The sequence below is a fragment of the Chryseoglobus sp. 28M-23 genome (assembly GCF_014789785.1).
GTDB lineage: Bacteria > Actinomycetota > Actinomycetes > Actinomycetales > Microbacteriaceae > Microcella > Microcella indica.
In genome coordinates, this window is the sequence record NZ_CP061846.1 from 306,398 (window position 1) to 331,708 (window position 25,311).

A 25,311-nucleotide genomic window follows, 5' to 3' on the forward strand; every position below is an offset into this window, starting at 1 on the left:
CGCCCTCCCGGGGCGTAGACCTGTCATCATGCGGAGACTTGTCGCGGCGGCACGGCGCTACCCCCTCGTCGGGCTCGCGGTGCTCGTCGGCGCCGTGGGGCTCGCGCTCCTCGCCGCCGACCTCGAGCCGATCGCCCGCTGGGGAGTGTCGATCTTCGCTCTCGGGGTCGCCCTCAAAGAGGGCGTCGGCATGGTGCGCAGCCTGCTCTCCGGACAGTTCGGGCTCGATGTGCTCGCGATCATGGCCATCGTGAGCACCGTCGTCGTGGGCGAGTACTGGGCGAGCCTCGTGATCGTGATCATGCTCGCCGGCGGCGAGGCGCTCGAGGATGTCGCGGCGGGCCGTGCGCAGCGCGAGCTGCGATCGTTGCTGGGTAAGGTGCCGCAGCAGGCTCACCGCCTCTCCGCCGAGGGCGACGTCGAGGATGTCGCGGTCGACGACGTCTCACCGGGCGATCGTCTACTCGTGCGCCCCTCCGAGGTCGTTCCCGTCGATGGCGAGCTCGCGAGTGCCGCCGCGACCTTCGACGAGTCCTCTCTCACGGGGGAGAGCATGCCCGTCGAGCGGCAGCGCGGCGATGCCGTGCTCAGCGGCTCGCTCGCCGGGGCCGACGCGGTCGAGATCGTGGCAACGGCACGCGCCGCCGACAGCCAGTACCAGCGCATCGTCGCGCTCGTGGAGGAGGCCTCCCAGTCGCGCGCCCCCATCGTGCGCCTCGCTGACCGCTACGCGCTGCCCTTCACGATCGTGTCGCTCGTCATCGCGGGCGTCGCCTGGGCGCTCAGCGGCGACCCCGTGCGCTTCGCCGAAGTGCTCGTCGTCGCGACGCCGTGCCCGCTGCTCATCGCCGCGCCCGTCGCGTTCATGGGCGGCATGTCGAGTGCTGCCAAGCACGGCATCGTCGTCAAGAATGCTGCCGCGCTCGAGCGGCTCGCGCGCACACGCACGGTCGCCTTCGACAAGACGGGCACTCTCACGCAGGGGCATCCGCAGGTCGTCGCTGTGCACCCGGCCGGTGGTATCGATGAGGATGACCTACTACGGCTCGTCGGCTCGGCCGAGCGGTACTCCTCCCATGTGCTCGCCGCAGCTCTCGTCGAGGCCGCGACCGACCGCGGCCTGGCCCTCGGCAGCTCGGAGGATGCGCGCGAGGTCGCCACGCACGGCGTCACCGCGACCGTCGACGGCCTCGCTGTCGTCGTGGGCAAGCCGGCCTTCGTGGCCGAGCACGCCGTCGGCGTGGAGCGGCGAGAGCTGCCGAGCGGCGAGTCCGCCGTCTACGTGGCGGTCGATGGAGAGTTCGCGGGCACGGTCGTGCTGCGCGACGAAGTGCGGGCGGATGCCGCGGCGACGCTGCGCGTGCTGGGCGAGCTGGGCATCCGGCGCACCCTCATGGTGACGGGCGACGTCGAAGCGACCGCGCGCCCCATCGCCGCCGGTCTCGGCATCGACGAGCTGCACGCGGAGTGCCTCCCGGAGGACAAGGTGCGCATCGTGCGCGAGCTCCAGCCGCGTCCGGTCGTCATGGTGGGCGACGGCGTCAACGACGCGCCTGTTCTCGCGGTCTCGGATGTCGGCATCGCGATGGGTGCGCGCGGCTCGACGGCCGCCTCCGAGTCGGCCGACGTCGTCATCATGCTCGACGACGTCGCCCGCGTCGCCCGCGCCGTGAGCATCGGGCAGCGCACTGTGCGCGTCGCCTTGCAAAGCATCTGGATGGGCATCATCATCTCGGTCGGGCTCATGCTCGTCGCCGCGTTCGGGTTCCTGCCCGCGATCGCCGGCGCGGCCCTACAGGAGGTCGTCGACCTCGTGGCGATCCTCGGCGCCCTGCGCGCCGTGCGCGCGGGGGAGGCGCGGCTGCCGGGGCTCGATCGGGCCGGAGGCATGAGAACGGGCCCCGCATCCGAGGATGCGAGGCCCGTCGAGGCACCCTCCCGCGGGAGCGCGCCCGGAGGCGTCACCCGCTAGGCGGAGACCTTCTTGCGGTCGCCGGCCATCGCAATCTCGATTTTGCGCGGCTTCGCCTTCTCGGCCACGGGGATCATGACGCTCAGCACGCCGTTCTCGTAGTGGGCCGAGATGTTCTCGGTGTCGATGTCTTTGCCGAGGGTGAGCTGGCGCAGGTAGCTGCCGGTGCCGCGCTCGCGGGCGAGCCACTGGACGCCCTCTTCGGTGCGGGCCGAGCGCTCAGCGCGGATCGTGAGCAGCTGGCCATCCACGTCCACATCGACCGTGCCGGGGTCGACACCAGGGAGGTCGGCGGTGAGCACGTAGTGGTCGCCGTCGCGGAACAGGTCCATGGGCATGAGGCGCGGGCTCTGGCGCTGGTCGAGCATGCTCGAGGCAACGCGGTCGAGCTCGCGGAACGGGTCGAAGAACATCGTCATCGCGGTACTCCTTGTCACGTCGCCCGCCGGGTGGCGGGTGGTCGATGTAAACCTGAGTCGGGGTGACTCAAGTAAGGAGATATTAGCACTCGAGTAGGGAGAGTGCCAAGTGTTCGCGCACGGCGAAAGTCCTGGTGAGAGCGGCTTCTCACCCGTGAATCGAGGTTCTCAGTACCCGACGAAGTAGTCGGTCTGCATGCGCTTCGCACCCGCCGCACGAAGGGCCGCACGCCCCGCGGAGACCACTGCAGGGGCACCCGAGACGTACCCGCGCCGAGAAGCGAGGTCGGGCACGAGCTCGAGCAGGGCATCCCGCGTCAGGCTCTCGAGCGGCACCTCGACGACGCGCGCTCCCGCCGCCTCGAGAACGTCGCGGTAGAGCAGCTCGCCGGGGTTCGACGGCACGACCAGCACGACGACGTCGCGCCGCTCGCCGCGGGCCGTGAGCTCGGCGAGCTGACTGGCGAACGGCGTCACGCCGATGCCGCCCGCGAGCAGGACCAGCGGGATGCTCCGGTCGCGGGGCAGCAGGAAGTCGCCGGCGATGAGCGTGGTCGCCACGCGGGCCCCCGGCTTGAGCTCGCGCAGGGTTCGCTTGAGCGTGGAGCCCGGGTCGGGCATCCGCATGCCGAGGCGCACGATCGGATCGCTCGGGGCCGACGCGATCGTGAAGCTGCGGCGCATTCCCCTCTGGTCGGCTCCGTGCGGCACGTGCAGCTCAAGGTACTGGCCCGCCTCGAAGCGCAGCGGCCGCGAGGGCTCGAAGCGCAGCTCGGTCGCGTGCGGCGAGAGGGGCGCCGCGCCGATGAGGCGCAGCGAGACACCGGGGCGGCGCGAGACAGCGAAGGCGACGATGTTGCCCACGACGAGGGCCAGCTCGGGGGAGGTGTAGAGCGGGCCGAGGCTGAAGGGCACCGAGAACACCACGGCGACGACCGCCGCGGTGAGCCACTGCTGCCAGCGTCGCGGCGGCAGGGTGAGCGGCTCGGTGAGCATGAACCCGGCGAGGAAGACGATGGGGAACAGCAGCAGCACCGAGCTGTAGGCGTCGAGCGGCGCGGCGCCCGTGAGGGTGATGCGGGTGCCGATGATCGCGACCGTGAGCACGATCGCGACGAGCCCGACGTCGAGGCGCCGCGTGCGGTCGAGCAGCAGGAGGGCGCCGAGGGCGACGACGGGCAGCATGGCGGGAGTCGCGATCCACCACGCGCCGATCGTGAGCCCGGCGAGGCTCGCGACGAGCACGCCCGTCGCGGCAGGGTTGAGCAGATGCCGCCCGCGCCACACGATGAGGTACTTCGACAGCGCCGCGATGATGCCGGCGGCGGCGGCGCCCACGAGCGCCATCGTGGCGAGGCTCGGCGGCACGAGGCACACGATGATGAGCGCTGTGATGACGCTCGACTCCCGGTGCGGCACGACGCGCGCGAGTCGTGCCGCGACCTCGTTTGCGCCGAGAGTGGCGACGAGCACGACCCCTGCGGTGCCGAGGATCGCGTGCGGGTCGGGCCCGATGATGTCGAGGAACGCGAGGACGACACCGAGAGCGAGCACCACGACGAGGCTCGCGGTCGCCAGTCGGTACATGCTCACGCGGCCGGTGACGGCATCGATCGTCGCTCTCATGCGAACAGCTCTCCTGACAGGTCGGGGCTGCCCTCGAGGCGGCCATCGTCGAACAATCGAACCCACTGGAACGGGAAACGCTCGGCCAGGCGCGCCGGTTCGGTGAGAAAGAGCGCCGTCGCGAGCCCATCGGCGAGCAGCGCCGTCTCGGCGATCGCCCACGCCGCGATGACTCCGCCGACCGGTCGGCCCGTCGTCGCGTCGACGATGTGGTGCAGGCCGTCGCCCCACGCGCGCCGGTTCGACGCCGACCCGCAGAGGGCCGCGCCGCGCACCTCGACGACGCCGACCGCCTTCGCGGGGTTGGCCGGGTTCTCGAGAGCGACACGGATGCTGCGCTCGCCCCAGCAGCGCAGGTCTCCGCTCGCATCCACGACGGTCTCGATCGCGCCACGGGCCTGCAGCAGGTCGCCGACGAGGTCGACGAGGTAGCCCTTGCCGGCCGCGCCCACGTCGAGCAGCACGGGGGCGGGGCAGTCGAGCACGAGCCCGGCCGCGGTCTCGCGCAGGCTCAGGGCGTCGCCCCAGCGCGGCGCAGCGCGCGGGGCGCCGCGCGGCTCGAGCCGGTAGGTCGCGTCGTAGCCGAGCTGCTCGAGCGAGGCGCCCGCGAGCGGGCTGAGCCTGCCGTCGGTGAGGTCGTGCAGCTCGCGGTAGAGGTCGAGCATCGGCGCAGCATCCTCGGGCAGGGTCCAGGAGCCGGCCCCGCGCGCGATGCGGCTCACGAGCGAGTCGGTGCGGAAGCGCGACCAGTCGCGGTCGAAGCGCTCGATGCGCGCGTGCACGGCGGCGAGGTCGTCGTCGCTGAGTTCGCCGTCGGCCTCAACGCCGTGTTCACCGTCGTGCTCGCCGCCGTGCGCACCGCTGACGTCGAGGCGCCATGGCACCCCGATCGCGTCGAAGCGGCTCGACGCCACGTCTCAGCCCTCGAGCGCGTCGGCCTTGATGCTCGCGATGGCCTCGCGGAACCCGCCGCTCGTGAGCGAGGAGCCGGAGACGCGCGTGACGTCGAGCAGGTCGATGTCGACGCCGACCGCCTCGGCGGCGATGCCCTCGGCGAAGGCCGACTGGTAGAACTCGGTCGTCGGGTTGTTGGGGTTGGTCGTCACCTCGACCTCGGTCACCACGTCGTCCTCGAGCGTGACCGCGACGATGATGTTTTCGCTGCCGTTGGGTGAGGTGTAGGTGCCGTTGGCCTGGTAGCTGCCGTCGGCGTAGCTCGCCGAGGTGTCGCCAGGGGTCGTGCCGCCGGCCGTCGCGCCCGCATCAGCGCACCCGGCGAGGGTGCCGAGGAGGGTGAGCCCCGCTGCGGTCGCGTACATCGGCAGGGCTGCGGGGTGTGTGGTGCGTGTCATCGGTCTCCTCGTGGCGGCGGGGGCGGGCTGCCGTCGCGAGGGGCCCGTCGAGACTCGACGCCCTCAGCGATCGCGTGCTGCTCCCAGCATGGTCATCGTCAGTGAGTATTCGCTGTGGTCGAGCCGAGCGATTGCTTCGCGATACCCGAAAGCCCGAGAGTGCGCCCGTTCGTGGCATGTGTGCTCGCACGAGCGGTCGCACTTGCCTCGCGGCGGCACAGTCGTGCCGGTGCGAGTCTGGCTAGCCGCCGACGACGACCCCGTTCGCCCACACGCGCTCGGTGCGCCAGTCGTCATCGAGGACGACGAGGTCGGCGGCGAAGCCCGCCGCGAGCGAGCCCCACTCGTGGTCGCGGCCGAGCACGCACGCCGGCGTGCGGGTGAGCGCCTCGACTGCGCGCGCCTCGTCGATACCGGCGACGGTCACGGCCGTGCGCAGCGCGACATCCTGCGTGAGAGTCGAGCCGGCGATCGTCTGCGTGCCGTTGAGCACGGCGAGCCCGTTCTGCACGGTGACGTTGAGCGAGCCGAGCTGGTAGTAGCCGTCCTGCCCTCCCGCGGCCGCCATCGCGTCGGTCACGAGCGCGACCCGGTGCGGAGCGGCGCGGAAGATCATCTGGGCGACGGAGGGGTGCACGTGCACGCCGTCGAGCACGAGTTCGAGGGTCACGCTGTCGTCGTCGAAGCCTGCGACGATCGGTCCAGGGTCGCGGTGGTGGATGCCCGGCATCGCGTTGAAGATGTGCGTCACGAGCGTCGCCCCCGCCTCGAAGGCGGCCCGCGCGAGGTACTCGTCGGCCTCGGTGTGCCCGACCGCGACGACGACGCCCGCCGCGACGAACTGCCGCACCGCGTCGAGCGCTCCGGGCAGCTCGGGGGCGATCGTGACCTGCCGGATGCAGCCGTCACCCGCCTCGAGCAGAGTCGCAACGGTGGCCTCGTCGGGGTTGCGGAGGAACTCGGGGGAGTGCGCGCCCCGGCGGCCGATCGCGAGGAACGGGCCCTCGAGGTGCGCGCCGACGACGGTCGGGTCGCTCTCCGTGAGCGCCGCGACCACCCCGAGGCTCGCGACGACGTCGTCGAGGGGGTTGGCGACGAGCGAGATGACCGAGCGGGTCGTGCCGTGGGCGCGGTGCGTCGCGAGTGCCTGGCGAATCTCGTCCGGCCCGTTGTCGTACGCGGCGCCGCCGCCGCCGTGCCCGTGGAGGTCGATGAACCCGGGCGTGATCGTGCGGCCGGCGACGTCGATCGTGGTCGCGGCGGGAGGCGGTGCATCCTGACCCGCCAGGCCGGTCGCCGCGATGCGATCGCCCTCGAGGAGGACCCAGCCGTGCCGGGACCCCTCGGCGTCGAGCAGCCGGCCGCCGGTGAGCAGTGTCGTGGTCATGCGAGCCCTTCGGGTGGGGAGCGAGCGACTACTGGAAGATGATGGTCCGCTGGCCGTCGAGGAGCACGCGGTCCTCCGCGAACCACGTGACCGCCTGGCTGAGGGTGCGGCTCTCCTCGTCCTGCCCGATCGCGACGAGCTCGGCCGGCGACCGCGAGTGGTCGACACGCACGACGTTCTGCTCGATGATGGGGCCCTCGTCGAGGTCGCTCGTGACGAAGTGCGCCGTCGCACCGATGAGCTTCACGCCCCGTTGATGGGCCTGCCGGTACGGGTTCGCACCCTTGAAGCCCGGCAGGAACGAGTGGTGGATGTTGATGATGCGTCCCTCGAGCGCGGCGCACAGCTCGGGGGAGAGGATCTGCATGTAGCGGGCGAGCACGACGAGCTCGATGTCGTGCTCCTCGACCGCGCGCAGCACGCGCTCCTCGAACGCCGCCTTCTCGTCGGCGGTCGTGACCGGCCGCGACTCGAAGGGGACGTCGTAGAAGCTCGCGAGCTCGGCGAGGTCGGGGTGGTTGCCGAGCACGAGCGGAATCTCGACAGGTAGCTGCCCGCTGCGCTGGCGGAACAGCAGATCGTTGAGGCAGTGCGCCGCCTTCGAGACGAGCACGAGCGTGCGCAGGGGGCGACCGACGCGGTCGACGCGGCACTCCATGCCGTAGTTCTCGATCACCGGCTGCAGTGCCGCGAGCAGCCCCTCGTGGTCGGTCGCCGTCTCGGTCTGCAGGCGCAGGAAGAAGCGCCCGCTCTCGAGCCCCGAGAACTGCTGCAGCTCGGTGATGTTGCCCTGCGCTTCGACGATCGCGCCCGTCACGGCATGCACGATGCCGGGCCGGTCGTCGCAGACGATGGTCACGATCCAGTGGTTCAGGGGGCTTGTCACGCCCTTCAGCCTACGGTCGCCGCTGCCCGCAGGTGGTCATCCAACGCGGGTAGAGTGGCGCGCGGCTCGTCGTCAGGGCGCGCCCCGGGACAGTCGGCCCGTCGCGCCGACCGCGAAAGCTCTTGCCACTCACATGACTCACCCCACTCGTCCGTTCCCCTGGGTCGGGCTGCTCACCCTCTCCACCGCGATCTTCTTCATGGTCACGAGCGAGTTCCTGCCCACCGGCCTGCTGCCGCAGATCGCCGCCGACCTCGATGTCTCCGAAGCCCAGGTGGGGCTGCTCATCACGATCTTCGCGGGCACGGTCGTGCTCACGACGGCGCCGTTGGCCGCCCTGACCCGCCGCTTCGAGCGCAAGCACCTGCTGCTGGCCGTGCTCGTGCTCTTCGCGATCGCGAACGTGGGCGCGGCGATCGCCCCCGACTACGCGCTCCTCGTCGTCGCCCGCGTGCTCGGCGGTCTCGCGCACGGCCTGTTCTGGGCGATCGCGGGCGCCTACTCGGGCCACCTCGTTCCTCGTCATCAGATCGCGCGGGCCGTCGCGGTCACGAGCGGTGGCGGCACCGCGGCGTTCGTTCTCGGCGTGCCGGCCGGCACCGCGCTCGGCACGGCCCTCGGCTGGCGTGCCGCATTCGGCGTCATCGCCGCGATCGTGCTCGTGCTGCTGGTGCTCGTCGTGCGGTTCCTGCCGGCTGTGCAGCACCGCCCGACGCTCGCCACGGGCGAGATCACCCTGCCCGCCCGCCGCGATCCCACGTTCCCCGCCGTGCTGTTCATCTGCCTGCTCGTGCTCATCGTCGTCGGCGGCCAGAACGTCTTCTACACCTACATCGCCCCGTTCCTCATCGACTCGGCGGGCTTCGCGGAGGCGAGCGTCGGCGCGCTCCTGTTCGTCTACGGGGGCGCGGGGGCGATCGGCTTGGTCCTCGCCGGATTCCTCGGGTCTCGATTCCCCCGCGGGGGGCTGTACGGGATGCTCGGCGTCGTCGCCGTGTCGGTGGCAGGTGTCGGCCTCTCGGCAGGAGTGCCGTTGCTCGTCATCGTGCTGCTCTTCGTGTGGGGCGCCGCCTTCGGCGGCATCCCGACCCTCCTGCAGACGCGCCTGCTGCATACGGCGTCGGCGCGCGTGCGCGACGTGGGCGCCGCGCTGCTCACGACCGCGTTCAACATCGGCATCGGCGGCGGCGCCGCGATCGGCGGTGCGCTCTTCGTCGTGCTGCCGACGCCGGCCCTCGCGCTCGTGCAGGCTGCGATCATCGGGTTCGGTCTCGCTCTGCTCGTCGTCGTCGACCTGGTGCGCGCCCGCCGTGCTCCCGTCGCCGTCGCCGATGACGACGTGGCGGACGAGTCGAGCGTGCCGCTCATCACCGGGTCGATCGTGCTGCCCGATCACTCTCAGCGCGATGGGCGAGAGCCGCGGTAGACTCGTCGCCGTCGCAACTGGCGTTCAGATGGGTCACCATCAGGAAGCGACTGACACGGCGAGGGGCCGTTCGCCTGGGCCCTCAGCACACCACCCGCCGGGGCAGCGTGCCCCGAGCCCGCGTACAAGGAGCCGACCGTGTCTGATTCCCTGCCTTCGACCTTCAACGAGCCCCTCGAGACGGTGGACCCCGAGATCGCCGCCGTGCTCGACCAGGAGCTGAGTCGCCAGCGCCACACGCTCGAGATGATCGCGAGCGAGAACTTCGTTCCGCGCGCCATCCTCGAAGCCCAGGGCTCCGTTCTCACGAACAAGTACGCCGAGGGGTACCCCGGCAAGCGCTACTACGGAGGCTGCGAGTTCGTCGACATCGCCGAGAACCTCGCCATCGAGCGCGCCAAGAGCCTGTTCGGCGCCGAGTTCGCCAACGTGCAGCCCCACTCGGGCGCCTCGGCCAGCGCGGCCGTGCTGCACGCTCTCGCGACGCCCGGCGACACGATCCTCGGCCTCGAGCTCGCCCACGGCGGCCACCTCACGCACGGCATGAAGCTCAACTTCTCCGGCAAGGTCTACAACGCCACCGCCTACGGCGTCGACCCAGAGACGATGCTCATCGACATGGATGCTGTGCGCGCGAAGGCGCTCGAGGTCAAGCCGACCGTCATCATCGCCGGCTGGTCGGCGTACTCGCGCCAGCTCGACTTCGCCGCCTTCCGTGCCATCGCCGACGAGGTCGGCGCCAAGCTGTGGGTCGACATGGCGCACTTCGCCGGTCTCGTCGCCGCGGGCCTGCATCCCTCGCCGCTGCCCCACGCCCACGTGGTGAGCTCGACCGTGCACAAGACACTCGCGGGCCCGCGCTCGGGCATCATCCTCAGCAACGACGAGTCGCTGTTCAAGAAGCTCAACTCCGCCGTCTTCCCCGGCCAGCAGGGCGGACCGCTCATGCACGTCATCGCGGCCAAGGCTGTGGCGTTCAAGCTCGCCGCGACCCCCGAGTTCGTGTCGCGGCAGGAGCGCACCATCCAGGGTGCGCGCATTCTCGCCGACCGCCTCACCCAGCCGGATGCCATCGACGCGGGCGTCAACGTGCTCACCGGGGGCACCGACGTGCACCTCGCGCTCGTCGACCTGCGCACCTCGCCGCTCGACGGCAAGCAGGCGGAAGACCTGCTGCACGAGGTCGGCATCACCGTCAACCGCAACGGCGTGCCCTTCGACCCGCGCCCGCCGATGGTCACCAGCGGCGTGCGCATCGGCACTCCGGCCCTCGCGACCCGCGGCTTCGCCGAGGAGCAGTTCGGCGAGGTCGCCGACATCATCGCGCACTCGCTCATGCCGAGCCCCGACATCGCTGCGCTGCGCGGCCGCGTCGAGGCGCTCACCGAGGCGTTCCCGCTCTACCCGGGGCTGTAGCCATGGCCGAGCACGAGCGCGACCGCGCCGACTCGTCGGCGCGCATTCTCGACGGCACCGCCACCGCGGCGACCATCAAGTCCGAGCTGACTGGGCGCGTCGCCGACCTCGCGACCCGCGGCATCGTGCCGGGGCTCGCGACCGTGCTCGTCGGCGACGACCCAGGCTCCCGCTGGTACGTCGGCGGCAAGCACAAGGACTGCGCCGAAGTCGGCATCGCATCGATCCGCCGCGATCTGCCGGTGGAGACGACGCAGGCCGAGCTCGAGGCCGTCATCGACGAGCTCAATGCCGACGACGCCGTCACGGGCTTCATCGTGCAATTGCCGCTGCCGCCACACATCGACACCGACGCGATTCTCGAGCGCGTGCATCCCGACAAGGACGCCGATGGGCTGCACCCCACCAACCTCGGGCGCCTCATGCTGCGCGTCACGCGCGAGATCGACTCGCCCCTGCCGTGCACGCCGCGCGGCGTCATCGAGCTCGTCGAGCGCCACGGGCTGTCGTGGGCGGGCAAGGATGTCGTCGTCGTCGGCCGCGGCGTGACCGTCGGCCGGTCGCTCGGCGCACTCCTGACGCGCCGGGAGTACAACGCGACCGTGACACTCACCCACACGGGCACGCGCGACCTCGCCGAGCACCTTCGTCGCGCCGACGTGATCGTCGCGGCCGCCGGCGTGCCCGGCATCGTGAGCGCCGCCGACGTCTCGCCCGGGGCGATCGTGCTCGACGTCGGCGTCTCCCGCGTCGAGGACCCCGAGTCGGGTCGCTCGCGCATCGCGGGCGACGTGGCGGCCGATGTGGCGAGCGTCGCCGGCTGGGTGTCGCCGAACCCCGGAGGCGTCGGCCCCATGACGCGCGCGCTCCTCCTCGCGAACGTCGTCGAGACCGCCGAGCGCGCCGCCGGCTGACCTGCCCGCGGCCCCGAGCGGCCGCCCTCCGGCGTCACGAATCAAGGAACATCGGGCGAGTAGCTCTCCCGCTCTGGCCAGGATCGGGCCCGCAGCAGCCGAGTTCCTTGATTCGTGACAGCCGGGGGCGGCGGGAGGTCAGGGGCGGCCGGCGACGAGGTGCAGGCGCACGGGCTGGCCGGGGCGCAGCTGGGCGAGGCGGTCGAGCGAGGCCTCCGTCACGACGAGCGCGACGGGGTACCCGCCGGTCACGGGGTGGTCGGGGCCCAAAATGGTGGGCGCGCCGTCGGGGGAGATCTGGATGCTCCCGCGCAGCATCCCCTCGCTCGCGAGCTCCCCGTGCCGAGCGAGGTCGAGCCGGGGCCCCTCGAGCCGCACGCCCGTGCGGTCGCTGCGGGCCGACGCCTGCCACACGACGCCGAGCAGCAGTTCGCGCGCGCCTGCCGTGAGCCACTCGAGCCGAGGGCCGGGGCGCACGTCGAGCTCGACAAGACCGGTCGTCGGCGGGTCGACCGGCAGGCGGTCGGCGGGCGGCACGAGGTCGTCAGGCTCCGGCCCGATCGGCAGCTCGTCGCCCGCGGCGAGCGGCGCGGGCCCCAGCGCCGCGAGCGTGTCGCGCGATCGCGAGCCGAGCGTCTCCGCCACGGCGAGGCCGCCGCGCACGGCGACGGTGTAGCGCACGCCGTGCGTCGCGGGGCCCAGCGCGAGCTCGCACGGCAGTGACGTGCGCACGGCCGTGTGCGGCTCGAGGCGCTCGCCCTCGAGGGTCACCGGACCCCACGCGCCCGTCACGGTGAGCCAGCAGCCGGCGGGCAGCGCCAGGCGCACCCCGCCGAGCAGGACCTCGAGCGCCGCGGCATGCTCGGGGTTGCCCACGAGTCGGTTCGCGAGGCGGTGGGCGGCGCGGTCGAAGGCGCCCGACCCGCTCACGCCGAGGTGCGCGAGGCCGACGCGGCCGAGGTCCTGCACGAGGGCTCGGCCCTCAACGGCGAGCACCCGCACAACCGGATGCGCAGCGGACGAGCTCGCGAGAGCGTCGGGGGAGAGCATCACGGCACCACCCGCGCGAAGCGCACGCGCGTGCCGGGGGTCACGAGGGCGGGGTCGGCGCGGGCCGCATCCCACAGCACGGCGTCGGTCGTGCCGATGAGCTGCCAGCCGCCAGGAGAGCTGCGCGGGTAGATGCCGCAGTACTCGGCCGCAAGGGCGACGGCTCCCGTGGGAACCGTCGTGCGCGAGGTCGATCGTCGTGCCACGGGAGGGAGCGCCGCCGCACCGTCGGCCGGCACGAGGTAGGGGAAGCCCGGGGCGAAGCCGACGAAGGCGCACACCCACTCGGATGCGGAGTGCCGATCGACGACCTCGTCGGGCGAGCACGCCCACGCCTGCGCGACCGTGGCGAGATCCTCGCCGTCGTAGCGCACCGGGATGGTGACCTCGGCGCCCACCGGGAGGGCCGCCTCGGCGCGCGGGGTCGTCGTCAGCCAGTGCTCCAGGTGCCCGAGCCCGAGCACACCAGGGTCGACGCGCACGAGCACGGTGCGGGCGGCGGGGACGAGCTCGAGCACGCCGGGCGGAGCGTCCTGCCACGCCGCGAGCGCGCCGAGCACACCCGCCTGGGTGGCGAACTCGGCGAGCAGCGCACGGTCCCCGCAGGCCAGCAGCCTCATGCGAAGGCGGCGATCGTGACCCCGGCACGCGTCAGCGCCTCGCGCACTGCGTGCGCGAGCTGCACCGCTCCGACGGTGTCGCCGTGCACGCACAGCGAGTCGACGCGCACGCTCACGGTGGAGCCGTCGAGCGCCGTCACCTCGCCGTCGGCGACGATGCGCTCGGCTCGGTCGGCGACCTCCGCCGGGTCGGTGATGACCGCCCCCGGCAGTCCCCTCGGGGCGAGCGTGCCGTCGGCGAGGTAGGCGCGGTCGGCGAAGGCCTCGCGCACGAACCTCACCCCGGCGCGCGAGCAGGCCGTCTCCACGGCGGAGAGCGGCGGACCGAGCACGGGCAGCGCGAGGGTGGCGGCGGCCTCTGCGACGACGTCGGCGACGACCGGGTCGACCGCCATGCGCGTGTAGAGGGCGCCGTGCGGTTTGACGTAGGCGACGCGCGCGCCGATGCTCTCGGCGACGCCGACCAGGGCCCCCACCTGGTACAGGAGTTCCGCGCCCAGCTCCTCGGGCGCGACCTCCATGTCCCGGCGCCCGAATCCGACGCGATCGCGATACGAGGGATGCGCGCCGATGGTCACCCCGTGGGCGAAGGCCGTGCGGCACGCCGCGAGGAGGCCCAGCGGATCCCCGGCGTGGAAACCGCAGGCGAGGTTCGCGCTCGACACGAGCGGCAGCATCGCCGCGTCGTCGCCCATCGTCCAGGCACCGAAGGATTCGCCGAGGTCGCTGTTGAGGTCGACGTGCGGCATCCCCCGAGCCTACGACTGCGAGCGCGCCCCGTCACGGGTCGATGGTCCCGGACTTGACGAGCGGTCGAACATATGTTCGACTACCGTGAGGAGGTGGCACATGAGGTGGAGTGGCCAGAAGCCGACGGCGCTCGCCGCCGACGCCTTGCCCGGCCTCGACTCGCCCGACAGCGCCCTCGCGCTCAGCGGACTCGTGCGCACGGTGCGGCCGCCGGAGTTCGCAGGGCTCACGTTTCACGAGGTGCTCGCCAAGTCGGCCCTCAACCGCGTGCCCGGCGGGGGAGGCGGGCTGCCCTTCGGCTGGACGATCAACCCCTACCGCGGCTGCAGCCACGCGTGCGTCTACTGCTTCGCGCGGCCGACCCACGAGTACCTCGACCTCGACGCCGGTCGCGACTTCGACGCCCAGGTGATCGTCAAGCTCAACGTCGCCGAGGTGCTCGCGCGTGAGCTCGCGCGGACCTCCTGGCAGCGCGACCCCGTAGCTCTCGGCACGAACACCGACCCCTACCAGCGTGCCGAGGGCCGCTATGCGCTCATGCCCGGCATCATCGAGGCTCTGGCGTCGAGCGGCACGCCCCTGAGCATCCTCACGAAGGGCACGCTGCTGCGCCGCGACCTGCCGCTCCTGCACCGCGTGGCGCAGAGCGTGCCCGTCGACCTGAGCATGTCGATCGCCATCTACGATCACGAGCTGCAGCAGTCGATCGAGCCGGGGACCCCCTCGACGGATGCTCGGCTCGCGACCATCCGCGCGGCGGTCGATGCGGGCTTCGCCCCGAGCGTGTTCCTCATGCCCCTGCTGCCTGACCTCACCGACACGCGCGCGCACCTCGACGAGGCGTTCGCCCGCATCCGCGAGGCCGGGGCTCGCTCTGCCGTGCACTCCTCGCTGCGGCTGGGCCCTGGCGTGCGCGAGTGGTTCTTCGCCTGGCTCGAGCGCGAGCACCCGGACCGGGTCGAGAGGTACCGCGAGCTCTACCGCGACGGGCCGCACCCGCCGAAGGCCTACCGCGCGTGGCTCGCAGCGCGCGTCGACGAGGTGCGCCGCTCGCACGGCCTGCGCGCGCCCGCGCTCGACACGGCGACGGGCACCGTGCGGTCTGCCGCTCTCGCGGGGTCGCGGCAGCGCGCCGCCGCCGTACGACCCGTAGCACCGCGCACGACAGCCGCGGCACCTGAGCGCCGCGGGGCCGCCACGCTCTTCTGACTCGTGCCCCCCGGATGTGGACTGGCCGTGCGGCTGCGGGCGGGCCATAATGCCTCGGGGGGCTGTGGGCCCTTCTTCTAGCGCGCGGAGAGGGGGAGGCGATGCCGCTCGGGCTACCGAGTCACCTTGCTGCCCGTACGACGAGCACCGCTGTCGCTCGCGCCGGGCACGCGATCGCCGCCGTGAGCCTCGTCTCTGTCGGAATCGTGGGGCTCTCCGTCGAAGTCTCGCTCCCGGAGGTCGCGCTGTGGCCCGCGCTTCTGGCCCTCCTGCCGATGCTCGCCCTCCTCGTCATGCTCGACCGCACACCCTCCCGCTTCATCGCCGTCTGCTACGTCGTCATCGGGGGGCTCGGCGTCTACCTCTCCACCCTCATCATCTCGACCGAGCTCGGCGCGCCGATCGCCTACGACGACTACGTGGTGCAGTTGCTCAAGCTCGCGCTCATGATGGTCGTGGGGGTGACGCCGAAGGCGCGCGACGCGATCGCGTGGACCACCCTCGGTTACCTCGCTGGTGAGCTCGCCACCTTCGCTGCGCGCGCCACCGTCGGAGCAGGATGGCAGTTCGACGGGACACCGTTCGCGATCTATCTCGCCATTGTCGGCACCCTCGCCGTGGTCGGCGCCGAGCGGTTCACGACGCGGGCCTCGCAGTCGGCGCTCTTCCGGGCGGCGAAGGACGAGCAACTGGCCGAAGTGCGTGCCGTCTTCGAGTCGCGCGCCACGGCGCTGCTGCACGACACCGTGCTCAATCAGCTCGCGGTCGTCACGGCGACGCCGGATGCTCGGATCTCGCACGAGGTGCGCGAGTCGATCGCGGCCGACCTGGCGATGATCGTCGGCGAGGAGTGGTTCGCGGTCGATGCGCCCGGCGACGGCACAGCCGGCGCCCAACGAGCCGAACTGCTGCGACGGGCGGTCGCGGAGGCGGGGGGAGAGCTCGAGGTCACCCTCGCGGGCGATCTGGACGCGCTGGAGACTCTGCCTCGGGAGACCGCGGACGAACTCGTGAGGGCGATAGCCCAGTGCATCTCGAATGTTCGACGGCACGCGGTGACGACGCACGCCGAGATCGTGGTCGGCGCCTCTCCGGAGGAACTCTCGGTCATGGTCATCGATGCGGGTGTCGGCTTCGATGTCGCCGGCCGCAGCGGGGGGCGGCTCGGGGTCGGGTCGAGCATCATCGGGCGGCTCGACTCCATCGGGGGCGCCGCGACGGTCTGGTCGCAACCGGGCAAGGGCACGTCAGTCATGCTGCGCGTGCCGACGGGGGCGCCGCGACGATGACGACCCACTCCACGCTCGCGCGCCGAGAACTCGCGCGTTTCCCCTGGGGAATCGCGGCGCGCGGTCTGCGGGCAGGTCGGGCCACGACCGAGCGCATCGACCCCCTCTCGGCCGTCGCAGCGCGGCCGGTCACGCGCGGCATCCTCGCCCTCGCCGTGGCCCTGCCCCTGCTCACGCTGCTCTCGCGCGGTTCCGAGGTGACGTGGCTCGCAGGCTTCGTCCTCGCCACCGTGCTCGTCATCGCGATCGCCGCCATCATCCTCGACCGCACGCGAGCCCACCGATCGGTGTTCTCCGTCACGTGGGGGCTCCTGATCTACCTTGTGCTCGGCGCAGTTCTCGGCCTCGCGGTCGCCTCCACGTACGGGGCCAACCTCCTGCTGCGCGACGACTGGGCGCCGCTCGTGGCAGGACTCGTCCTGCTGTCACTCGCGCCCTATCGACCGGCCCTCGAGCTCGCGACGGCTACAGCCAGCCTCACCGCGGTCTCTGCCATTCTCGCCCTGCTGCAAGCACCCTTCGCCGCGTCACCCGTGCCCCTGGCGACGTTCGCTGTGGCGGGCTCCAGCTCGCTCGCCTGCCTGGGTTTCGCCTCCGCCGCCTACGCCTTCTCCATGAACAGCTCGATCCTCACCTGGCTCGAGCAGGCCTGGCGCTCTGCGGCAGGAACGGCCGTCGAGCAGCGCGGCGGGGTCGCGCGCTCGGTGCAGCAGCAGCGGGTCAGCCTCGTGAATCGCAAGGTCGTGCCGTACCTCACGCGCATCGGCGCGGCGGAAAGGCTCACGCCCGAGGATCGGGAGGAGGCGCGCGAACTCGCGCAGAGCATCCGGGCCCTCCTCGTGGCGGACGTTCAGCGATGCTGGGCGCAGAGCCTCCTCGACGAGCTCTGCTCGCGGGCCCCCGGGGCCGCCGTGCGCGGAACGGCCGACGACCCCGACGACGTGGGCCGCCGACTCACGACGGCGCAGCGCACGCTCCTGCGCGCGATCGGCATGGAAGCGGTCGAGCGCGTCGAAGCGTCGGCGATCGGATTGCGCATCCGCGCGACGGCCACGGGGGTGAGCGTCCGGTGGTCCCTTACGACCCCCACGGGTGGTTCTCGTGCGGTGCGCGTGCTCACGCCCACCCTGCATCTCGTGCGCGGACTCACGCATCGCTCGCGCGTCGACGCCCAGGCCGAGGCGGTGACTCTAGAGTTTGAGTATGGACACTGACGCGAGGCTGGGCCGCCGGGTTCGCCTCGCCATCCTGGACGATCATGAACTTCTTCTCGACAGCCTGTCGAGCTGGATCGAGGGCAACGCCCCCGACTTCGAACTCGTGCTCACCGCACCCACCTGGTTCGAGCTCGTGCAGAGCGACCAATTTCCGACCGACCTCGTCCTCCTCGACTTCCAGCTGCAGGAGCCCGTCTCGATCGAGGCGCGCGTGCGCACCTGCCGGGCAGCCGGAGCCAAGGTCATCGTGCTCACCAGTCTCGACACCGACGAGGCGCGCGAGCGCGCGCTCGCCGCGGGTGCCGCAGCCTTCCTCTCCAAGGCGCTGCCCCTGAGCGAGGTCATGGAGGCCGCGCGCGGCGTCATGGGCATGGAGTCCTCCGGCGAGGCGGTGCGCGACTGGAGGCCGCTGCCGAGAGGAGCCGTGCATCCCGCCCGCCCGAAGCTCAGCATCAGTGAGCGTGAAGCCCTCGTGCTCTACGCGAGCGGGTACAGCATGAGCGAGGTCGCGGCCAAGATGAACGTGCAGTACGAGACGGCCAAGACCTATGTGCGCCGTGTCCGCGAGAAGTATGCGAAGGCTGGGCGCCCCGCGAGCAGCAAGGCCGAGCTGATCCGCCGGGCGGCGGAGGACGGACACCTGCAGTAATGGCCAAGCTCTACTTCCGCTACGGCGCGATGAACAGCGGCAAGAGCACCGCGCTGCTGCAGGCCGCCTACAACTACGAGGAGCGCGACCAGTCCGTCGTGCTCGCCAAGCCGCGCATCGACACCAAGGGCGACCAGACGATCGTGTCGCGGCTCGGCGTCACGCGCGCCGTCGACTTCACGATCGACGAGACCGACGACGTCTACACGCGCTTCCAAGCGCATCGTGCGTCCCTGCTGCGGGTGCGGCAACGGGATGTCTCGTGCCTCCTCGTCGACGAGGCGCAGTTCCTCACTCCACCGCAGGTCGACGACCTGCTGCGCATCGCGATCCGGGAAGACATCCCCGTCCTCGCGTACGGCATCCGCACCGACTTCCAGACGGTCGCGTTCCCCGGCAGCCGCCGACTGCTCGAGATCGCGCACTCCCTCGAAGAGCTCAAGACCATCTGCCGCTGCGGCCGCAAAGCCGTCTTCAACGCGCGCTCGATCGACGGCGTCTTCGTCTTCGACGGCGACCAGGTCGCCATCGATGGCGTCGACGTCGCCTACGAGAGCCTGTGCGGGGCGTGCTACCTCGACGAGTCGGGAGAGTCGCTGGCCTCCGGGTGGAAGGCCCCGGTGGGGCTGGAACTCGAACCTGACCCAGACTTCAGCTAGTCGCGGGCCGCCCCGCCCCGCCCGCCCCGCCCCGCGTAGCTCGTCCCGCCCCAGATTTGCCCCCAACGGGGCCGCGCGCAGAGCTCAAGCGCCCATTCGTGCCAGATCTGGCGGGGTGACGAGCCCGGGGGACGACAGAAGCCCCCGAACCCGTAGGTTCGGGGGCTTCTGTCGTTCCCGAGAGAGAACACTGTCGGGGTAACAGGATTTGAACCTGCGACCTCGTCGTCCCGAACGACGCGCGCTACCAAGCTGCGCCATACCCCGATGCGCCCTCAGTGAGGGCGACCCGTCAAGAATAGCCGATGTCGTCGTCGACGAGAGTCACGAGCACCGCCTCGGGCGGGCAGGCGAGGCGCACGGGCGCGAAGATCGAGGTGCCGAGACCCGCCGAGACGTTCAGGTAGGCCGCTGACAGGGCGTGGTGCCACACGTGCAGCCCCCTCGCGTACTCGCGGGGAAGGTCGCAATTGGTGACGAGCGCGCCGACGCCCGGCACGCACACCTGCCCGCCATGCGTATGCCCCGCGAAGATGACATCGGCGCCCTGCGTCGTGAAGGAGTCGAGCACGCGCTGGTAGGGGGCGTGCGTGACACCGATCGTCACGGCGGGGTCGTCGGTCGGGTCCTCGTCGAGCTCGCGCAGAGCATCCATGAGGGCCGGCAGCACATCGAGGCGATCCCATCCGCGGTGGGCGTCGTTGGTGCCGAGCAGTTCGAGGCGGGAGCGCTTGAGGAAGAGCTGGGTGACGTCGTTGTTGAGGTTCAACCACCCCAGACGGTCGAGGAAGAAGCTCTCGAGCGCGTCGACGTCCAGCCGCGTCGCCTCCTCGGCGCGGTGCTGAGAGGGGCCGATGAGGTACCGCAACGGGTTCTTGGGGCCGGGCGCGAAGTAGTCGTTGGAACCGTGCACGAACACGCCGGGGACTCCCGCGAAGGGTTCGAGCGCGCGACGCAGGGCCGGCAGCGCTTCGAGGTGACCCAGGCTGTCGCCGGTCATGACGACGAGATCGGGCTCGAGTTGCGCAAGGTTCCGCACCCACTCGATCTTGTCGCGCTGCCAGGGGGCGAGGTGCAGGTCGCTCAGGTGCAGGATCCGAATCGGCTCGGCGCCGGGGGAGAGAACGGGCACGGTCTCCCGTCGCACTCGGAAGGCGCGGCGCTCGACGACCGTCGCGTACCCGGCGACGGCCGCCGCGATCCCGAGGGATGCGGCGGCCGTTCCGCGAACGAGAGCGCTCACGAACAGTCGAGTCGCGAGACCGTCAACGTGATCGACTTCTCATACTTGACCTTCGAGCCTCCACTCGGATTCTGCCCCGTGACGATGCCGTCCATGAGCGGATCGCCGCCTTCTTCCACCGGCGGGATCTCGGAGCAGGACTCGGAGACGTTCGTGAACCCGGCGTCGCCGAGAATGTCGCGAGCCTCTTCGAAGGTGTAGCCGTCGGACGAGACGTCGGGCAGCTCGATGAGGTTGCCGCGACTCGTCTCCACCCGCACGATCACCCCTCGCGCGAGCAGGGTGCCCGGTTCGATCGACATGCTGGCCACGCGGCCCTCTTCGAGATCGGAGTCGACCTGGCCGGAGACCTCGAAGCCGAAGCCGAGCCCCTCGAGCAGGGAACGGGCGTCCTCCTCGGTCTCGCCGCGCACGTCAGGCAGTTCGACGCCCGAACCGATGAGGAGTCGACCCGGGGGATCCGGGAAGCCGCCTCCGCCGTACTGGCCGTTCACGGCAGTCATGAGGGGCTTGAAGATGAGGTGCCGGAGGCTGCCGCCGCTCGGGTAGTTGCGGATAGGGAAATCGCCCTTGATGTTGCCGACCCACACAGCCGTCGCAACCTCGCGCGTGGAGCCGACGACCCACGTCTGCTTCGATCGGTCGGTGGTTCCCGTCTTTCCGATGATCGGCACACCATCGCGAGGGTTGGAGGCGACACCGGTTCCCCCGCTCATCACGCCCTGCATGGCGTAGGCGGCAGCGGCGGCGATCTCGGGGTCGAGACCCTGGCGGCAGTCCGGCGCCTGACCGGGAAGCTCCTCACCGTTGCGGGTCACGAAGCGGTCGACCGCGATGGGCTCGCAGTAGCGGCCGTCGTTCGCGATCGCAGCGAACGCCGCCGCCATCGTCATGGGCGCGATGTTGTTCGTGCCCAGGACCGACGAGGGGTTCGTCTCCAGGGGAGCCCCGTCGGCGCGGTGCACTCCGATGCTCTCCGCCGTCTGTCGGATGCCGCACAGGTCGAGCTGCTGGGCGATCGCGACGAAGGCGGTGTTCACCGAATCGGTGGTGGCGCGGTAGGCGCTCATCGCCGGTGCCGCCGGCGCGTCGTTCTTCGGTGTCCACGGCCCGCCCCAGCCGCCCACGCACGAGTCGGTGAAGGAGGCCTGGTTGAAGGTGCGCACCGTCGAGTCCACGTACTCGTTGAGCCCGTGGCCCTGCTTGAGCCACTCGAGGAGAGCGAAGACCTTGTAGGTCGATCCGGTCTGGAATCCGCCTGAGCCGCCGTAGGGCTGGTCGGTGTTGAAGTTGACGGCAGTCGTGCCCAGGCCGCCGCCCTCGAGGGTGTTGTCGAAGGTCTTGTTCTGCGCCATCGTGATGATGCGGCCGGAGCCCGTCTCCACCGACACGGCGGTGCCACCGAGCTCGAGCGCGGTCTCCTTGCGCGGCACGTAGTTCCACACCTCGTCCTGCGCCACCTTCTGCAGCGAGAGGTTGAGCGTCGTGTAGACGTCGAGACCGCCCAGGCGCCACGCATTGCGCCGTTCCTCCACGGTGGAACCGAGCGACTCGAAGTTGTCGACGTTCTCGACGACGAAGTCGCAGAAGAACTTGGCGTATCGATGGCCCGCCATGCAGCCGTTCGAGGGAGGGCTCGGGTTCACGAACTCCTCGTCGACCGGCTGGTCGATCGCCTCGCGGTGCTCGGCGGCCGTGATGAAGCCCTCATCGAGCATCGCATCGAGGATGAAGTCTCGGCGGGCCTGGTTTGCTGGGTAGTTCTCCGGGCTCTTGAGCGAGCGCGCGCCGGGCTGCTGAACGATCGCGATGAGGCTCGCGGCCTGGGCGATGGTCACATCGGCGGCGGTAACCCCGAAGTACTCCTGTGCGGCCGCCTCGATGCCGTAGGTGTTGCCGCCGAAGCCGGCGATGTTCAGGTAGGCCAGCAGGATCTCGTTCTTGGTGTACTGCTTCTCGAGCCCGATCGCGAGCTTGGCCTCCTTGAGCTTGCGCTCGAGGCTCGTCTCCTGCGCCGCGCGGATGGCCTCGAGCTGATCCTCCTCCGACTCGAGCTGCAGGGCCTCGTTGATGAAGAGGTTCTTGACGAGCTGCATCGTGAGCGTCGAGGCGCCCGACTCGATGTCGCCCGAGGCGACGTTGCCGACCGCGGCACGCACGATCGACTGCACGTCGACGCCATTGTGGTCGTAGAAGCGGCGGTCCTCACCGGCGAGCACGGCATCCTTGATGTACTGCGAGACGTCGTCCCAGCCGGCCTCCTCGCGGTTCTGGTAGTACACCGTCGCGATTTCGGTGTAGCCGTCATCGGGGTTGGCCGTCTTCTGAGCCCACAGCGTGTTGCGCTGGGACTGCTCGTCGATGCGGATGTACTCGGGCAGACCCTCGAAGATGCCGATGGTGTTGGAGGCGGCCATTCCGGTGACCGCGAGCGCCGGGGTGACCATGACGGTCACGAGAACTCCGGCGAGTGCGCTGAGGCCGAGCATGCCGGCGAGTGCGCCGATGATGCCGGAGGCCTTCTGATTCTGGGCAGACATATGCTTGAGGGTACGGCAACTTGCCCCCCTTAACCCTGAACGGAGACCGAGATGACGCAATGGGAGTACCTCACGACTCCGCTCATGATCCACACCACCCAGGCGATCCTCAACAACTGGGGCGCGGAGGGCTGGGAACTCGTGCAGATCGTGCCGGGCCCGGAGGGCGGGCTTGTCGCGTACTTCAAGCGTCCCCTCGAAGGCGGCGCCGCATGAGCGGCATCGACGCGCGCCTGGCCGAGCTCGGCATCAGCATCCCGCAGCTGGCGAAGCCCGTCGCCGCCTACGTGCCGGCCGTCGTGACCGGCCACCTCGTGCACACGGCGGGGCAGCTGCCCTTCGTCGACGGCGCCCTGCCCGCGACCGGCAAGGTGGGCGCCGAGGTGAGTGCCGAGGATGCTGCGGGCTACGCCCGCACGTGCGTGCTCAACGCGCTCGCCGCGGCGCAGAGCGTCATCGGCTCTCTCGACCGCGTCACTCGTATCGTGAAGGTCACGGGCTTCGTCGCGTCGGCTCCAGACTTCACAGGCCAGCCGACCGTGCTCAACGGCGCCTCCGAGGTGCTGGGCGAGATCTTCGGCGAGGCGGGCCAGCACGCGCGCAGCGCCGTCGGCGTCGCCGTGCTGCCCCTGGATGCTCCGGTCGAGGTCGAGCTCATCCTCGAGTTCGCCTGACCCGGCCGGGCCTCTCTCCGCTACTTCATGGTGTCGGAGATGATGCGGATGACGCTCGTGTCGGTGAGCGTCGTCGTGTCACCCACCTCGCGGCCTTCCGCGACGTCCTGCAGCAGGCGGCGCATGATCTTGCCCGAACGAGTCTTGGGCAGCTCCTCCACGACGAACACCTGACGGGGCCGGGCGATCGCGCCGATCTGCTCGGCGACGTGCGCCCGCAGGAGGTCGCTCGCCTCCTGCGGCGTGACGGTGTTCGCGAGACGACCCTTGAGGATCACGAAGGCGACGACCGCCTGACCGGTCGTGTCGTCGTGCGCGCCGACGACCGCGGCCTCGGCCGTGAGCTCGTGCGACACGAGCGCCGACTCGATCTCCATCGTCGAGAGGCGGTGGCCCGAGATGTTCATGACGTCGTCGACGCGGCCGAGCAGCCACACGTCGCCGTCCTCATCGAGGTGCGCGCCGTCGCCCGCGAAGTAGGTGTTCGCGAACTTCGACCAGTAGGTGTCCTTGTAGCGCTGCTCGTCACCCCAGATGCCACGCAGCATGCTCGGCCACGGCTCGGTGAGCACGAGGAGCCCTCCGGCCTCCTTGCCGACGTGCACGCCCTCCTCGTCGAGCACATCCACCGAGATTCCCGGCAGGGGAACCTGGGCGGCGCCCGGTTTGGTCGTCGTGATGCCGGGCAGCGCGCTGATCATGATCGCGCCCGTCTCGGTCTGCCACCACGTGTCGACGATGGGCGCGGTGCCGCCGCCGATGATCTCGCGGAACCAGACCCATGCCTCGGGGTTGATGGGCTCACCGACCGATCCGAGCAGGCGCAAGCTCGACAGGTCGAACTTCTGCGGTATCTCGCGACCGAGCTTCATGAACGAGCGGATCGCCGTCGGCGCGGTGTAGAAGATGCTCACCTTGTACTTCTCGATGAGCTCCCACCACCGGCCGGGGTGGGGAGTGTCGGGCGTGCCCTCGTAGAGCAGCTGTGTTGCGCCGTTCGCGAGCGGGCCGTAGACCACGTAGCTGTGGCCCGTGATCCAGCCGACGTCGGCCGTGCACCAGTAGACGTCGCTCTCGGGCTTGAGGTCGAACACGTTCTTGTGCGTGAACGCGACCTGCGTGAGGTAGCCGCCTGAGGTGTGCAGGATGCCCTTGGGCTTGCCGGTCGTTCCCGAGGTGTAGAGGATGAACAGCGGGTTCTCGGCTTCGAAGCCGCGTGCCTCGTGCTCGTCGCTCATGGGCGCGATCTCGTCGTGCCACCACAGGTCGCGCCCCGCTGTCCAGTCGATCTCGTTCTCGCCGCGCCGCACGACGAGCACCTTCTCGACCGTCGTCTCGCCGGCGGCGAGGGCCGCGTCGACGGCGGGCTTGAGCGGCAGCACCTTGCCCTTGCGGTACGCGCCGTCGGCGGTGATGACGAGCTTGGCGCCTGCATCGTCGATGCGGGCGCGCAGGCTCTCGGCCGCGAAGCCGCCGAACACGACCGAGTGCACGGCGCCCAGCCGCGCGACGGCGAGCATCGCGATGACGGCCTCCGGAATGACGGGCAGGTAGATCGCGACGCGATCGCCCTGACTGACGCCGAGGCTCGCGAGCAGATTGGCGGCGCGCTTGACCTCGACGGTCAGCTCGGCGTAGGTGAGGCTGCGCGTGTCGCCGGGCTCGCCCTCCCAGTGGATCGCGACGCGGTCGCCGTGGCCCGCGAGCACGTGCCGGTCGAGGCAGTTGTAGGCGACGTTGAGCTCGCCGTCGCCGAACCAGCGGGCGACGGGAGCGTTCGACCAGTCGAGCGTCTCCGTGAAGGGGCGGTGCCAGTGCACGAGGTCGCGCGCCTGCTCGGCCCAGAAGGCGAGGCGGTCGTCGGTCGCGCGCTCGTAGAGCTCGGGGCGGGCGACCGCGCTCGCGGCGAAGCCGGGGTCGGGGGCGAAGCGGCGCTTCTCGTGCAGAAGGCTGTCGATCGAGGTGCTGGACATCATCATCCTTGAGTGTCGAGTGTCTGCGGGCTGGCCTGGT

At 70.9% G+C, this 25,311-nt stretch carries 23 protein-coding genes, 1 tRNA gene and 1 riboswitch; of the genes, 11 read left to right on the plus strand and 13 right to left on the minus strand.

The genetic code is table 11. The features are described 5' to 3' along the window. The first annotated feature begins 28 nt into the window (after positions 1–28). A complete protein-coding gene (locus IE160_RS01500; protein ID WP_179873043.1) occupies positions 29–1,972 on the plus strand; it encodes a heavy metal translocating P-type ATPase in 1,944 nt (647 codons plus the stop codon). Here the strand turns inward: IE160_RS01500 and IE160_RS01505 are convergent. The 6 genes from IE160_RS01505 to purU form a co-directional block, all read right to left on the minus strand. Next, positions 1,969–2,391, minus strand: coding sequence for an Hsp20/alpha crystallin family protein (locus IE160_RS01505; RefSeq protein WP_179873044.1), 423 nt, complete (start codon positions 2,389–2,391; stop codon positions 1,969–1,971). The two genes, IE160_RS01500 and IE160_RS01505, sit on opposite strands and share 4 nt — an antisense overlap. 168 nt (positions 2,392–2,559) lie before the next feature. Next, entirely contained in the window at positions 2,560–4,017 is a 1,458-nt protein-coding gene (locus tag IE160_RS01510) for an FAD-dependent oxidoreductase (RefSeq protein ID WP_191151457.1), read from the minus strand. Then, a complete protein-coding gene (locus IE160_RS01515) occupies positions 4,014–4,931 on the minus strand; it encodes an FAD:protein FMN transferase (RefSeq protein WP_191151458.1) in 918 nt (305 codons plus the stop codon). The genes IE160_RS01510 and IE160_RS01515 overlap by 4 nt, the downstream gene beginning before the upstream one ends. Before the next feature lie 3 nt (positions 4,932–4,934). Further along, the gene (locus IE160_RS01520) at positions 4,935–5,369 is read right to left on the minus strand and encodes an FMN-binding protein (protein ID WP_191151459.1); all 435 of its coding nucleotides are present in this window, start codon (positions 5,367–5,369) and stop codon (positions 4,935–4,937) included. A 241-nt stretch (positions 5,370–5,610) separates the two neighbouring features. Continuing rightward, on the minus strand, positions 5,611–6,756 hold the full coding sequence (gene nagA / locus IE160_RS01525; protein WP_191151460.1) for an N-acetylglucosamine-6-phosphate deacetylase: 1,146 nt from the start codon (positions 6,754–6,756) through the stop codon (positions 5,611–5,613). A gap of 28 nt (positions 6,757–6,784) precedes the next feature. Next, positions 6,785–7,642, minus strand: a complete 858-nt coding sequence (gene purU, locus IE160_RS01530; RefSeq protein ID WP_179873049.1) for a formyltetrahydrofolate deformylase — start codon at positions 7,640–7,642, stop codon at positions 6,785–6,787. Between the two features lie 133 nt (positions 7,643–7,775). Here purU and IE160_RS01535 point away from each other — a divergent pair, with 133 nt between their 5' ends. From IE160_RS01535 to IE160_RS01545, 3 genes are all read left to right on the plus strand, one after another. After that, the gene (locus IE160_RS01535; RefSeq protein WP_191151461.1) at positions 7,776–9,068 is read left to right on the plus strand and encodes an MFS transporter; all 1,293 of its coding nucleotides are present in this window, start codon (positions 7,776–7,778) and stop codon (positions 9,066–9,068) included. Positions 9,069–9,071: 3 nt separating this feature from the next. Beyond that, positions 9,072–9,155, plus strand: a riboswitch (ZMP/ZTP riboswitch). A 51-nt stretch (positions 9,156–9,206) separates the two neighbouring features. Continuing rightward, the gene (gene glyA, locus IE160_RS01540; RefSeq protein WP_191151462.1) at positions 9,207–10,484 is read left to right on the plus strand and encodes a serine hydroxymethyltransferase; all 1,278 of its coding nucleotides are present in this window, start codon (positions 9,207–9,209) and stop codon (positions 10,482–10,484) included. 2 nt (positions 10,485–10,486) lie between these two features. Further along, entirely contained in the window at positions 10,487–11,398 is a 912-nt protein-coding gene (locus tag IE160_RS01545; protein ID WP_191151463.1) for a bifunctional methylenetetrahydrofolate dehydrogenase/methenyltetrahydrofolate cyclohydrolase, read from the plus strand. A 138-nt stretch (positions 11,399–11,536) separates the two neighbouring features. On the opposite strand, the gene IE160_RS01550 is transcribed toward IE160_RS01545, so the two are convergent. The 3 genes from IE160_RS01550 to IE160_RS01560 are packed head-to-tail and all read right to left on the minus strand — an operon-like array spanning position 11,537 to position 13,817. Next, entirely contained in the window at positions 11,537–12,448 is a 912-nt protein-coding gene (locus IE160_RS01550) for a 5-oxoprolinase subunit C family protein (RefSeq protein ID WP_191151946.1), read from the minus strand. Then, positions 12,448–13,068 (minus strand): 5-oxoprolinase subunit B family protein, encoded by a 621-nt coding sequence (locus tag IE160_RS01555; RefSeq protein WP_191151464.1) that lies wholly within the window; start codon positions 13,066–13,068, stop codon positions 12,448–12,450. Before IE160_RS01555 ends, IE160_RS01550 begins: the two co-directional genes overlap by 1 nt. Then, positions 13,065–13,817 (minus strand): LamB/YcsF family protein, encoded by a 753-nt coding sequence (locus tag IE160_RS01560; RefSeq protein ID WP_179873055.1) that lies wholly within the window; start codon positions 13,815–13,817, stop codon positions 13,065–13,067. Before IE160_RS01560 ends, IE160_RS01555 begins: the two co-directional genes overlap by 4 nt. A gap of 100 nt (positions 13,818–13,917) precedes the next feature. On the opposite strand from IE160_RS01560, the gene IE160_RS01565 reads away from it, so the two are divergent. The 5 genes from IE160_RS01565 to IE160_RS01585 all read left to right on the plus strand — a co-directional run bounded on the left by IE160_RS01565 (position 13,918) and on the right by IE160_RS01585 (position 18,841). After that, entirely contained in the window at positions 13,918–15,027 is a 1,110-nt protein-coding gene (locus IE160_RS01565) for an Rv2578c family radical SAM protein (RefSeq protein WP_191151465.1), read from the plus strand. 101 nt (positions 15,028–15,128) lie between these two features. After that, positions 15,129–16,316 (plus strand): sensor histidine kinase, encoded by a 1,188-nt coding sequence (locus tag IE160_RS01570; RefSeq protein ID WP_179873057.1) that lies wholly within the window; start codon positions 15,129–15,131, stop codon positions 16,314–16,316. Continuing rightward, entirely contained in the window at positions 16,313–17,530 is a 1,218-nt protein-coding gene (locus IE160_RS01575; RefSeq protein WP_191151466.1) for a hypothetical protein, read from the plus strand. The genes IE160_RS01570 and IE160_RS01575 overlap by 4 nt, the downstream gene beginning before the upstream one ends. Continuing rightward, positions 17,520–18,182, plus strand: coding sequence for a response regulator transcription factor (locus IE160_RS01580; RefSeq protein WP_191151467.1), 663 nt, complete (start codon positions 17,520–17,522; stop codon positions 18,180–18,182). The genes IE160_RS01575 and IE160_RS01580 overlap by 11 nt, the downstream gene beginning before the upstream one ends. Beyond that, on the plus strand, positions 18,182–18,841 hold the full coding sequence (locus tag IE160_RS01585; protein WP_179873060.1) for a thymidine kinase: 660 nt from the start codon (positions 18,182–18,184) through the stop codon (positions 18,839–18,841). Before IE160_RS01580 ends, IE160_RS01585 begins: the two co-directional genes overlap by 1 nt. A 193-nt stretch (positions 18,842–19,034) precedes the next feature. On the opposite strand, the gene IE160_RS01590 is transcribed toward IE160_RS01585, so the two are convergent. The 3 genes from IE160_RS01590 to IE160_RS01600 form a co-directional block, all read right to left on the minus strand. After that, positions 19,035–19,108: transfer RNA gene (locus IE160_RS01590), tRNA-Pro, on the minus strand. Positions 19,109–19,133: 25 nt separating this feature from the next. Next, positions 19,134–20,084 (minus strand): metallophosphoesterase, encoded by a 951-nt coding sequence (locus IE160_RS01595; RefSeq protein ID WP_224744522.1) that lies wholly within the window; start codon positions 20,082–20,084, stop codon positions 19,134–19,136. Next, complete coding sequence (locus IE160_RS01600; protein WP_179873061.1) at positions 20,081–22,624, minus strand: transglycosylase domain-containing protein; 2,544 nt, start codon at positions 22,622–22,624, stop codon at positions 20,081–20,083. Before IE160_RS01600 ends, IE160_RS01595 begins: the two co-directional genes overlap by 4 nt. 51 nt (positions 22,625–22,675) lie before the next feature. Between IE160_RS01600 and sp36 the strand changes: the two genes are divergently transcribed. Both sp36 and IE160_RS01610 read left to right on the plus strand, forming a co-directional pair. Next, complete coding sequence (sp36, locus tag IE160_RS01605; protein ID WP_179873062.1) at positions 22,676–22,840, plus strand: Sp36 family protein; 165 nt, start codon at positions 22,676–22,678, stop codon at positions 22,838–22,840. Next, positions 22,837–23,298 carry a RidA family protein gene (locus IE160_RS01610; RefSeq protein ID WP_191151468.1) on the plus strand — a complete coding sequence of 154 codons (462 nt, stop codon included), beginning with the start codon at positions 22,837–22,839 and terminating at the stop codon, positions 23,296–23,298. Before sp36 ends, IE160_RS01610 begins: the two co-directional genes overlap by 4 nt. 20 nt (positions 23,299–23,318) lie before the next feature. Here the strand turns inward: IE160_RS01610 and acs are convergent, their stop codons facing one another. Next, positions 23,319–25,271: an acetate--CoA ligase gene (acs, locus tag IE160_RS01615; protein WP_179873064.1), complete on the minus strand. Its 1,953-nt coding sequence runs from the start codon at positions 25,269–25,271 to the stop codon at positions 23,319–23,321. Positions 25,272–25,311: the final 40 nt, after the last annotated feature.